Origin of the sequence: Ruegeria discodermiae, assembly GCF_030758345.1 — a bacterium.
Classification (GTDB): Bacteria; Pseudomonadota; Alphaproteobacteria; order Rhodobacterales; family Rhodobacteraceae; genus Ruegeria_C.
The window spans coordinates 1-11,063 of sequence record NZ_JAVAMO010000040.1 but is presented as its reverse complement, the minus strand read 5'-3'; the positions used below and the strand labels follow the sequence as shown (position 1 = coordinate 11,063).

Here is an 11,063-nt window from a genome sequence, read left to right as displayed (position 1 = left end):
TCCATCTGTGGGCCGAGGCTATTGCCAACGAAAGAGGCTGGGATGTCGCCAACACCGAGCCCGATGTGTCGCCCATGGCAATCCAGGGACCCAAATCCATCAAGGTTGCTGAAGCGCTGTTTGGATCGGTGGTGCGCGACCTCAAATTCTTTGGATTTACGGGAGCATCTCTTGATGGCATCCCCATAGTGCTGGCGCGATCGGGGTGGTCCAAACAGGGCGGATATGAGCTCTATCTTCGGGATCGCAGCAAAGGTTCTGTTTTTTGGGACATCGTCAAAGAGGCGGGCCAGCCATTCGGCATTGGACCCGGTGCGCCAAATGATGTTGAGCGTCTGGAAAGTGGGTTGGTGTCCTACGGTGCTGACATCCGCTGGCAAGACTGTCGCGCGACGCATTTTGAGATGGGGCTCGGAGGGCTGGTCAATCTGGAGGCTGGTCACGAATTTGTCGGTCGCGACGCTCTTGAAGCAATGGCCAAAGCTGGGCCGCGGCGGAAACGGGCCGGGTTCATTCTCGAGGGAACGTCCATGTTTCCGGGCTATCGTTGCGCAGTCACGAGCGCGGGAAGATCCGCCAATGAGAGTCAGCGAGGCAGTGTTACACGGATGGTTTTGGGTTTTGACGGAATGGACATCCCCTGATCTCTGATCTGATGGGTTTGCGGATAGAAGCCATCAGAGCCCTTCGATGTAAATGTGCAAATTATTGGCAAATTCAGTTGTCGCGTTGGTCAACCCCATGAAAATGACAGGCAACACAATGACCGTTGAACGACGTATTCAGCTTCGGCTTGTCAACACTGCAAATATCCTGGGCTATGGGACATCTCGTGCGAAACGGGCACCCGGACGGAGGTGTCAGCGGCGAGGGTAACTCTCCATCGACCATTAATGATGCCCGGTCTGCCGGGGCGGGCTTGTCCAGATCCGGCACCGCAGCGATCAAAGCTCGGGTATATGGGTGTAAGGGATTTTGGTAGATGGCTTCGCTTTCGGCGAGTTCCACCACATTACCCAGATACAGAACCATTACGCGTGTGGAGATGTGTTTTACAACGCTCAGGTCATGGGCGATGAACATCAGAGAGAGATTCATCTCTTTCTGTAGATCCATCAGCAAATTGATCACCTGCGCCTGGATCGACACGTCCAGCGCAGAAACCGGCTCATCACAAATGATCAGCTTGGGCTCCAGAATCAGTGCCCTGGCAATCCCGATCCGCTGACACTGGCCACCGGAAAACTCGTGCGGATAGCGGTTGACCATATTGGGTAATAGGCCAACTCGCGCCATCATAGCCGCCACCTTCGCCCGGATCTCGGATCGGGGCATCTTGGGGAAATGGGTTTTCAACGGTTCCGCGATGATCTGTCCCAAAGTCATCCGCGGGTTCAACGAGGCTAGCGGATCCTGAAAGATCATCTGCAGGTCCTTGCGCTGGTCGCGCATAGAGTTGCCATCCAGCTCCAGCAGGTCCTGCCCCATCCACAACACACGCCCGGAATGCGCTGGAACCATCCGTATGACTGCGCGGGCCAGGGTGGATTTACCGCAACCGCTTTCTCCGACGATCCCCAGCGTTTCGCCGCGTTTGATGTCGAAGCTGATCCCGTCAACAGCCTTGATGTACTTTTGTTCCTTTTTCTTTGCGAGGCCGGTGCCGCCGTACTTGAAGTAGACTTTGACGTCATCGACTGTGAGCAGCGTTTCGGTACTGTTCATACGAGCTCCTCCTGGGATAGATGGCAAGCACGGCTACGATCCGCGGAGAACCAATCCAATTCGGGCTTGGTGGCAACGCAACGATCATTGGCTGAGCCACAGCGCGGAGAAAATGCGCAGCCCTTGGGTGGGTGCTGCATATTTGGCGGGTTTCCGGGGATGGTGGCCAGCTTGGCTTCATTTGACTCTAACCGGGGCACCGCGTGCAACAATCCACGGGTATAGGGATGGGTGGGTTCGGCAAAGAGCTCGCTCGTCGGGCCGGTTTCCATGACGCGCCCGCCATAGAGCACCAGCGTATTCTCGCATGATCCTTTCACAACACCAAGGTCGTGGGTAATCAATACGATGCTCATGCCAAAATCGTTTTGCAGATCGCTGAGCAAATCCATGATTTGCGCCTGCACAGTTACGTCAAGTGCAGTTGTCGGCTCGTCGGCGATGACCAGCCTCGGGTGGCATAGCAAGGACATCGCGATCATCACTCGCTGGCGCATGCCCCCGGAAAACTCGTGCGGGTACATGTGCACACGTCGCGCCGGATCGGGAATTTTCACAGCGTCCAGCATCCTGATGCTATCCTTGATGGCATCCGTCTTACTGAGCCCTTTGTGAAGCATCAGCACCTCAGCCATCTGTTTGGACACCCGGACGAACGGATTCAGCGAGGTCATCGGATCCTGGAAGATCATCGCAATCTGCGCGGCGCGGTAGGTATTCATCACTTTTTCCGACGCATTCAGGATCTCGGTTCCGTCAAACTTGACCGATCCGGTCACCCGCCCGTTGCTGGCCAACAGCCCCATGATCGAAAACGCCGTCTGGCTTTTTCCTGATCCGCTTTCTCCGACGATGGCCAGTGTCTTCTGCTCTCCGAGCGAAAAGCTGACGTCTTGCACGGCACGTACCGGTCCGTCGGGCGTGTCGAATTCTACAGAGAGATTTTTGACTTCCAGCAAGCTCATGAAGGGTCCCTACCTGTCTTTGGGGTCCAGCGCATCGCGCAGGCCGTCACCGATGAAGAAGAAGCAAAAGAGCGTCACAATGAAAAAGGCGAGCGGGAAGAAAAGCTGCCAGTAGGTGCCGTATTGCAGCGTCGAGGCACCTTCCGAGATCAGCGCTCCCCAGCTCGTGTTGGGCTCCTGAACGCCGAGGCCAAGGAACGAGATAAAGCTCTCGGTCAGGATCATCTGAGGCACCAGAAGGGTGGCATAAATCACGATCACACCCAGCAGGTTCGGGATGATGTGCCGGATGACGATCACATGGTGCTTGACGCCGATGGCCAGCGCCGCCTCGACATATTCTTTGGATTTCAGGGCCAGTGTCTGGCCGCGTACGATCCGTGACATTTCCAGCCAGGAAATCAAGCCGACACCCACGAACATCAGCCACATCGAGCGACCAAAGACAACCAGCAGCAGGATCAGTACGAACATGTAGGGGATCGACATCAGGATATCGACAAGTCGCATCATGATATTGTCGGTGCGCCCGCCAACATATCCAGCGGTCGCGCCGTAAAGCGTCCCGAATGTGACGGCGATCAATGAACCGACAATCCCGACCATGAGTGAAACCTGCGTGCCCTGAACGACTCGCGCAAAAAGGTCCCGCCCCAGTTCATCGACGCCGAAATAGTGGCCGTTTTCGAATGACGGCGCGCCCAGCGTCGCGATGTCGCCCAACACGCTCCAGTCCACCTCTTCGTTGCTCCATGCGGCCAGAAACGGGCCAAGAACGGCAACAAGGCATACAAGGCCCAGCACGAACAAGCTGATCACAGCGGCCCGGTTCTGCAAGAACCGGCGGCGCGCGTCCTGCCAGAGGGAACGCCCCTTGGTCGGTGTTTCCACGTGGCCATCAGGAGCTGCAATTGCGGTGTCAGACATGGTGCGGCCTCCTCATAGTTTGATCTTTGGGTCAATCCAGGCGTAGAGGATGTCTACGATCAGATTGAACAGAATGGTCAGGCAGCCGATCAGGATCGTGATCCCCATCATCACCGAATAGTCCCGGTTCAGCGCCGAATTCACAAAGGCCTGCCCGATACCGCCGGTGGTGAAATAAAGGTCGATCACAACGGAACCGGTGATCATGATCACGAAGGTAGGCCCGAGGTAGGAAATCACCGGCAGCATCGCCGGTTTCAGGGCATGCTGAAACAGGATCGCCCGTGCGGACAGACCCTTGGCGCGCGCGGTGCGGATAAAGTTGCTGTGCATCACTTCCAAAAGTGACGACCGCATGATCCGTGCAATCGATGCCATGAAGCTTGTCGACAGAGCGATTACCGGCATGACCATGTATTGCCACTGTCCACCGTTCCAGCCGCCTCCTGGTAGCCATCCCAGCCAAAGGGTGAAGATCAGCACGAGGATCGGCGCCATGACAAAATTCGGCAGCACCTGTGCACCGATGGAAATACCCACGGCAAAGTAGTCAAGCCACGAGTTCTGGTTTAGCGCAGCCGTGATGCCCAAAGCGCACCCACACACAACGGCAACCACAAATGCAATCGTCCCGTAGGTCAGCGTCACCGGAAAACCCTGAGCGATGATCTCGTTCACCGTCCGATCCTTATACTGAAAGGACGGACCAAAATCGAACTGGGTGACGACACCCACGACGTAGTTCCAGATTTGCAACGGAAGGGGATCGTCGAGATGGTATTTGGCCTCGATGTTGGCCAGCACTTCGGGCGGCAGCGGGCGGTCGGATGAAAACGGGCCGCCGGGAGCGGAATGCATCAGCAGAAAGGAGAAGATGATCAGAATGAGCAGTGTTGGAATCGCAGCTAGCAGACGTCTGATGATGAACTCGGTCATGGGAACCTCCCGTGGACCTGGGATATTTGCGGTGGATGCGGGATGAGATGCCGGGCCACGGATACGTGATGTGCTGCCCGGCGTCGTCCAGTCAGTCAGCGGCGAAGTAAAGCTCGCGCGAGTACCATTTCTGCTCGACATTCCCGACTGGCCAATTGCGCAGTTTGTCGTTCATCATGAAAACACCCGCATAGTGATAGATCGGAATGATCGGGAATTCTGTCGCTAAGACCTCCTCGATCCGCGTGAAGTTTTCGGAAGGATCTGCCTTGGTCTTGGCGTCGTCCAACAACTCATCGATCTCGTCATTGGAAAATCCGGCATCGTTGTAGACATGTGTGCTACTCATCAAGTCCAAGAACGATGAGGCAAGGTTGTAAGGCCCACACCAACCTGCACGACCGATATCAAATTCCTGGTTCGAACGCGCTTCGAGGAATGTCTTCCATTCCATATTTTGTAGAACGGTAGTGATACCCAGCTTCTGCTTCCACATCTGGGACACGATGATCGCAATCTTCTTGTGCGCCTCGCTGGTATTGTAGAGAAGATCTAGCTCGATCTCATCGCCGCCGAAGCCAGCCTCGGCCAGCAAAGCCGAGGCGCGCGCATCGCGGTCTGCCTGTGTCATGTCACGCGCCGGATTGTTTGGGCTCACGAAATTAGCCGTCGCGTCTGGTGTAAAGGTATATGCAGGAAACTCACCGCCTTGAAGGATTGCATTGGTGATAACGTCCCGGTCGACGGTCAGATAGAGCGCCTCGCGAACACGCGGATCCAGCAATGAGGGATGCGTGTTTTCCGTCATGTTGATGAAATAGTAGTAAGCACAGAGACGCGGAAAGCTAACCGCTTCGTCTGGGTGTTCTTTGCTTAAGGCATTGTATTGCCCGGTCGGCACCTCTGTGCGATCTAACTCACCAGCCAGATAGCGTGTCAGCGCGCCATTGTCGTCACTAATGACCAGAGCTTCAACGCGTTCCAAGATCGTATTTTGGTTGTTCCAGTAAAGCGGGTTGCGTTCCCTGACGGATCTTTCCTGCGGCACATGTTCGGTCAGAACATAAGCACCGTTTGATACGATGTTCTCGGGCTTGGTCCAGTCCGATCCATGTGCGTCGATCGCCCACTTCGGCGAGGGAAATGTCGGTTCGCTGGTCGTCATCAGTGGAAAGTGCCCCATACTGTTTTCCAGCCGAACTTCCAGAGTGTGGTCATCCAAGGCTTTCACACCCAGCTCGGACGGATCCATATCTCCGGCCATAACTGCCTTGACATTCACCAACCCCATTTCCTTGGCGAACCAGGAATAGGGAGAGGCCGTGTTCGGATCGGCAAGGCGCTTCCATGAGTACTCAAAATCATGGGCGGTCACCGGTTTGCCATCTGACCATTTGGCGTTGTCGCGCAATTGAAAGGTGTAGACGGTGTTGTCGGCGTTTGCCTCAAAATGGGTGGCGACTCCGGGCACCAGATTGCCATCTGAGTCCTGGTTCATCAGGCCTTCGAAGAGGTCCCGGATGAACTCGCCGCCCTGGACATCTTCCGCCAGTTGCGGATCAATCGAGGCAAATTCATCGCCGACGCGGTATGTAAACACCTGTTCGTCGGCGAGCTCTTCATTGGTGACTGGGTGGACGTCCGCGATCAAAGGCGATGCAAGCAACGAGATGCTGAAAACGGAGGACAGTGCAAGTGCGCGTTTCGAGGTCATGTTTGCTCCGTGTATGGACAACGACATCAGCAAATATGGTGCGCAACATCACCCGAGTAGTTGCTTGGCGGGTCTCTATGTTTGCGTCGCTGAGCCTTGTGTTTCAACGTGGTCGTTTTGGTAGCAAACATTTCCTGCTTCGATTCTTGCTGAATCATCAAGATGGTTGACCTTAGGTCAGTTGTGCGAATTTATTGCATATTTTCCAGTAGGTTGAGCTATGGCAAGAAGTGAATCGTTTCTTGACACCAATCGCTCTGGAACGCCTCATCAACTTGTGATTCGATGTGGTGCGTCGTATTCTGACCACTATCGACGCCCCGCCATATTCGGACGGGAATCGCTTTCCTAATCTCAAAAGATCCGGAGCGAACGGTTGGCCACGCCATGTTTGATCATTCCTCGAAGAAAGTGGGACAATGACATTTAGGCAACTTCAGGCATTTCTACTCGTGGTGCGAACTGGGACGTTGGCGGCTGCTGCGGAACATATGGGGTTAACACAGTCGGGCGTAAGTCGACTTGTAACCGAGCTTTCGCGGAATGTGGGGTTTGAGCTTCTTACCCGTGTGGGCCGTGGTGTAACGCCGACAACGCAGGGTATGGCCTTTTTTAGGATTGCTGAGGGTGTCTACGATAGCGCTGAGTCGCTACAACGCGCTGCTGCTGAAATCCGCGCGGGCATCGAAGAAAGGGTTCGTCTTGCCTGCTTGCCAACAATCGGTGCCGCTGTAATGCCGGCAGTCCTAGAGTCGTTTCACAGCGACTATCCGAATGCTTTCGTCGACATTTACGATCAGCATGCCAAAGAAACTGTGGAAGCATTCCACGAAAAGAAGCTCGATTTTGCCGTAACCCATAAGGTTGGTCATATAGAAGGGATCCACACCGAAGCCTTCGCGGTTGCCGATTATGTGTTCGCCGTACACAAGGATCATGAATTGGCCGCGCAAAAGGTTATCAGAAACACAGATCTCAGCGGACATAGCCATGTGGGTTTTGAAAGCGAAACCATGTTTCTACCCAATGATGATGAGACACGGCTAATCGGCGAAGTGTCCGGCAGCATATCCAAGCGGATTTGGTGTCAGTCATCGGTTATGCGGTATGCATTGCTTGCCAACAAGCGGAACGTCAACATTGCAGAACCATTTTCTCTGCCCCTATTTACGCCGCATGGCATTGTTGGGCGCAGGTTCGAACCGCGGGTTACCATCGAGATGGAATTTGTGATGCCGGCAGAAAACGCAAATGTGTCGATGTATGTCGACCTAAAGCGGGCATTCCGCAAAGCCACGGCCGCCTTCGCCGCCCGTCACGATCTGCCCATCTTTGTAGGTGGCGCAGAGAAGCTGTGAGTCAGGACCGCCCCGTGCGGCTGAACAATAGATGTTACCGCTAAACTCAGGATTGGCTGATGCTCGACTTACAGGCAGAACTCACACGCATATCAGATCGGATATATCACGAAGCGGATTGGGGACAGCCTGCGCAGTACATCCCGGATCTTGCTGAAATTGACCCCGCCCAGTTTGCCATCAGTGTCTGCACAGCAGACGGGGCGACATATTCCGCGGGGCAGGCCAATCAAAGGTTCTCTATACAAAGCATCTCCAAAGTCTTTGCACTTATTGCGACCTTGGGACGGATCGGCGACCAATTGTGGGCACGTGTCGATCGCGAACCCTCAGGTACTGCTTTCGACTCGATCGTTCTTTTGGAGAGCGACAAAGGCCACCCCAGAAACCCGTTCGTGAATGCGGGCGCCATTGTCATCACAGACGCCTTATTGTCGGGCCGTGAACCCAAACTTGCTTTGGCAGAAGTTCTAAACCTCTTGCGTGCAATGACCGAGGATGATGACATTCATATCAACGGCGCAGTGGCAAGGTCCGAGCAAGCGACAGGGGCCAGAAACAAGGCGCTTGCTCATTATCTGGCTTCTTATGGAAATCTTTTGAACCCGCCCGACTTGGTCCTCGGAACATATTTCCACCAATGCGCTATCGAAATGACAACCGTCCAACTTGCGCGGGCCGGACGTGTTCTTGCCGGTCTTACGGGTTCGCCAAGAGTGATGTCCCCAAATCACGCTCGACGTGTCAACGCATTGATGATGACCTGCGGTCACTACGATGGTTCGGGCGATTTCGCTTTTCGCGTTGGTTTGCCAGGAAAGAGCGGAGTTGGCGGCGGAATTCTCATTATTGCGCCTAAAGTTGCTTCAATCGGCATTTGGTCGCCGGGATTGAATCTCTACGGCAATTCAAATGCTGGCACACGGGCTGCCACCTATTTGAGTCAAGAAACGGGGTGGTCGGTTTTCTGAGTCAATGCATGTTTTCAAAGCGTTTACATTACCAAGCTGAGCTTACCTCTCTCCTTCGTTTGCACAAAGGAGGATTACCTTTCAACTGCCACAGGCCTTCTGGCCCGGACCGTACAAAATCAGGGGGGGTTCCTGAAAAGCAAAACACGTTTGAGCGCTGGCTAAAAAGCGGTGAACGCGGAAGAGGTGACATCCAACGTCTTCACGGAACTGATTGGTGCGATCATTGCAGGGCAGACTATGAGATGCTTACTGGACGAACGGATTGCTTCTGCCACAAGGCTCGCGTTCCAACTGATCCAACCGTTCAATTTGGCATGATCCAGTTTCCACCGCTCCTGCATGTTTTGCCGACCCCGAAGTCAGAACTGCGATTGCTTCAGCAAAATCCATAAAATCATGTTGTCTGTTCAACCTTTGTGGGAACTTTTCCGGGTGTATTCCCTTCGCTGACGGCTCGATCTTCGGTCGCTGATGGCGCGTCTGGCCATGCTGTCGGATCAGTGTCCAGATCCTCGAAATTAACGGGATCGAAAACAGGATTGGCGACGCCGCTCGCTACTTGATCCTGAAAGTCCCTGATATGCCGCAAAGCTGGCGGCAGCAGGGAACTGCGAGGGCGATGACCCCTCGCAGTTCCCAAAGTTCAGGCTTCGATAAACGCCAGCAGATCGGCGTTCGCCTGATCAGGGTGGGTTGCAAAGAACCCGTGGAAGAGCCCGTCGTAGATCTTGAGTGTCTCGTTCTTGAACAGCTTACGGCATCATTTCAACTGATCGCCGTTTGAGAGTCCGTTTAACCCGAGACCTTAACGACCATCTCAACCTCGATCTTTAGATCGGGCGCCGCGAGGGCCTCCACACCGATCCCGGTCAGACTTGGCTGCGCCCCATCGAGAAACTTCAGGATCTCCGTCATGGCGATGCCCTGCGTTTCATCCGTGAGCTCCGTCATGTAAATGCGCATCTGGACAATATCGTCGGTTGTCGCGTGGATTGCATCCAATGCGCCTTGCAGGTTGTCGACCACGATGGACGTTTGATCCGCCAATGAGGCCGGTGTGGCCGCCTCATCCGGGCGCCACGCCACCTGACCCGACACGAAAGCCAAAGGGCCTGGCTGAGCGATAGAAATTTGCGAGTACCCGATCTTGCCAGCATCCGGTAACGCTTTTGGATTGATACGATCAATAGCAGCGGACAAGAGTCTCTCCTTTCTTAAAGTGTCATGCAAAAGGACATAACGCCTCTAACAGACGAATGGAGATCGCTTCTTTCGCGAACTTGGTGCTACAATCAAATGTCATGATCGGATCTAAAATAAACGATATCCTCGTCTTTCTCTCAGTTGTGGAAACCGGAAGTTTTGTCGCCGCGGGCAAATCATTTGGGTTGTCGAGATCAACCGCGGGAAAAGCTGTTGCACGGCTGGAACAAGCCTATGGTGCCCGCCTTCTGAACCGCACCACCCGTGCACTCGACCTGACCGAAGAAGGCCGCAGCCTGTACGAGCATGGTCTGGTTATCAGGGGCGCAATTGAGGCGGCTGATAGCAGCATCGAAAGCGATAAGGGCTTGCCGCGCGGGACACTGCGTGTCACCGCACCTGACGCCTTGGGGCGCAGATTGCTTCTGCCGACCGTTCAAAGATACCTCGAGACCTGGCCCGAAACTCAGATCGAGCTTTCACTGTCAGACCGGGTGGATAACATCATTGAAAAAGGGTTTGATCTCGCCATACGGATCGGTGTGTACTCGCCTGACCAAAGCTTTGTCACAAGAACGCTCCTGCGGGACGAGACTGTTTTATGCGCTGCTCCCACCTACTTTGAGACGCGCGATAGACCCCTGAACATCGAACAACTTAGCCGTCACGACCTTCTGCAATTTGCAAGCCGCAGCGAAAGGCAGGGTTGGCATTTGCAAGAAGAGGATGGCGCCTTGGTTCGTGCTCAGGGGCGCGTCCGCCTGCGGCTCGACAGCGCGGAAGCGCTGCGCCAAACGGCCATTCAGGGGCTTGGGATCGCCCTTCTGCCACGTCTTCTGGTCAGTGCCGACCTCTTGGAAGGACGGTTGCAACGGGTGTTGCCTCACGTTTCCGCCGGTCGCGTTCCCATAGTTGCACTTTACCCACACAAACGTTTGCTGGAGCCGCGGGTTCGTCGGTTCATCGATATGCTCAGCAGCGACCTAAAGCGTCTGCCTGACCAGTAGTTGGATTAAAGACAACGAACTCTAGCCTAACTTCTCCAGAGCGACAACCGCATCTTTGACCTGGGCGGTTTGGCCCTCTGGCCCTATCGCATCCCGCTCATCGGATCCAACAAAGACTTCGCGCCAGTCTTCTGAATCAAGGATTAGTTCAGCAAGTCTTGCGCGCGCATCCGGCCGCTCAACGCTAGGATCGCCCCATGCCCAAGGCGCGAGTATCTGATAGGTTGCAATCAGCAGAAGCCCGGATGGGCGCA

Annotated in this window: 10 protein-coding genes and 1 pseudogene; 4 read left to right on the top strand and 7 right to left on the bottom strand. The window is 54.8% G+C overall.

What is annotated here, in order from left to right:
- The coding region (locus Q5Y75_RS27990; protein WP_510769695.1) for an aminomethyltransferase family protein at positions 1-644 on the top strand (644 nt) is incomplete at its 5' end.
- A 73-nt stretch (positions 645-717) separates the two neighbouring features.
- Here Q5Y75_RS27990 and Q5Y75_RS27985 read toward each other — a convergent pair.
- The 5 genes from Q5Y75_RS27985 to Q5Y75_RS27965 form a co-directional block, all read right to left on the bottom strand.
- Positions 718-1,725 carry an ABC transporter ATP-binding protein gene (locus Q5Y75_RS27985; protein WP_306203575.1) on the bottom strand — a complete coding sequence of 336 codons (1,008 nt, stop codon included), beginning with the start codon at positions 1,723-1,725 and terminating at the stop codon, positions 718-720.
- Positions 1,722-2,690, bottom strand: a complete 969-nt coding sequence (locus Q5Y75_RS27980) for an oligopeptide/dipeptide ABC transporter ATP-binding protein (protein WP_306203573.1) — start codon at positions 2,688-2,690, stop codon at positions 1,722-1,724. The genes Q5Y75_RS27985 and Q5Y75_RS27980 overlap by 4 nt, the downstream gene beginning before the upstream one ends.
- A gap of 9 nt (positions 2,691-2,699) precedes the next feature.
- Complete coding sequence (locus Q5Y75_RS27975; RefSeq protein ID WP_306203572.1) at positions 2,700-3,617, bottom strand: ABC transporter permease subunit; 918 nt, start codon at positions 3,615-3,617, stop codon at positions 2,700-2,702.
- A gap of 12 nt (positions 3,618-3,629) precedes the next feature.
- Complete coding sequence (gene oppB / locus Q5Y75_RS27970; RefSeq protein WP_306203571.1) at positions 3,630-4,553, bottom strand: oligopeptide ABC transporter permease OppB; 924 nt, start codon at positions 4,551-4,553, stop codon at positions 3,630-3,632.
- 91 nt (positions 4,554-4,644) lie between these two features.
- Complete coding sequence (locus Q5Y75_RS27965; RefSeq protein ID WP_306203570.1) at positions 4,645-6,267, bottom strand: peptide ABC transporter substrate-binding protein; 1,623 nt, start codon at positions 6,265-6,267, stop codon at positions 4,645-4,647.
- A gap of 419 nt (positions 6,268-6,686) precedes the next feature.
- Here Q5Y75_RS27965 and Q5Y75_RS27960 point away from each other — a divergent pair, with 419 nt between their 5' ends.
- Positions 6,687-7,625 (top strand): LysR family transcriptional regulator, encoded by a 939-nt coding sequence (locus Q5Y75_RS27960; RefSeq protein WP_306203568.1) that lies wholly within the window; start codon positions 6,687-6,689, stop codon positions 7,623-7,625.
- A 59-nt stretch (positions 7,626-7,684) separates the two neighbouring features.
- The gene (locus Q5Y75_RS27955; protein WP_306203567.1) at positions 7,685-8,596 is read left to right on the top strand and encodes a glutaminase; all 912 of its coding nucleotides are present in this window, start codon (positions 7,685-7,687) and stop codon (positions 8,594-8,596) included.
- A 795-nt stretch (positions 8,597-9,391) separates the two neighbouring features.
- Here Q5Y75_RS27955 and Q5Y75_RS27950 read toward each other — a convergent pair.
- Positions 9,392-9,799, bottom strand: coding sequence for a RidA family protein (locus Q5Y75_RS27950; protein ID WP_306203566.1), 408 nt, complete (start codon positions 9,797-9,799; stop codon positions 9,392-9,394).
- 56 nt (positions 9,800-9,855) lie between these two features.
- Here Q5Y75_RS27950 and Q5Y75_RS27945 point away from each other — a divergent pair, with 56 nt between their 5' ends.
- Positions 9,856-10,809, top strand: coding sequence for a LysR family transcriptional regulator (locus Q5Y75_RS27945; RefSeq protein ID WP_306203565.1), 954 nt, complete (start codon positions 9,856-9,858; stop codon positions 10,807-10,809).
- Between the two features lie 21 nt (positions 10,810-10,830).
- Here Q5Y75_RS27945 and Q5Y75_RS27940 read toward each other — a convergent pair.
- Positions 10,831-11,063: pseudogene (locus tag Q5Y75_RS27940) on the bottom strand (class I SAM-dependent methyltransferase); the annotation flags it as partial.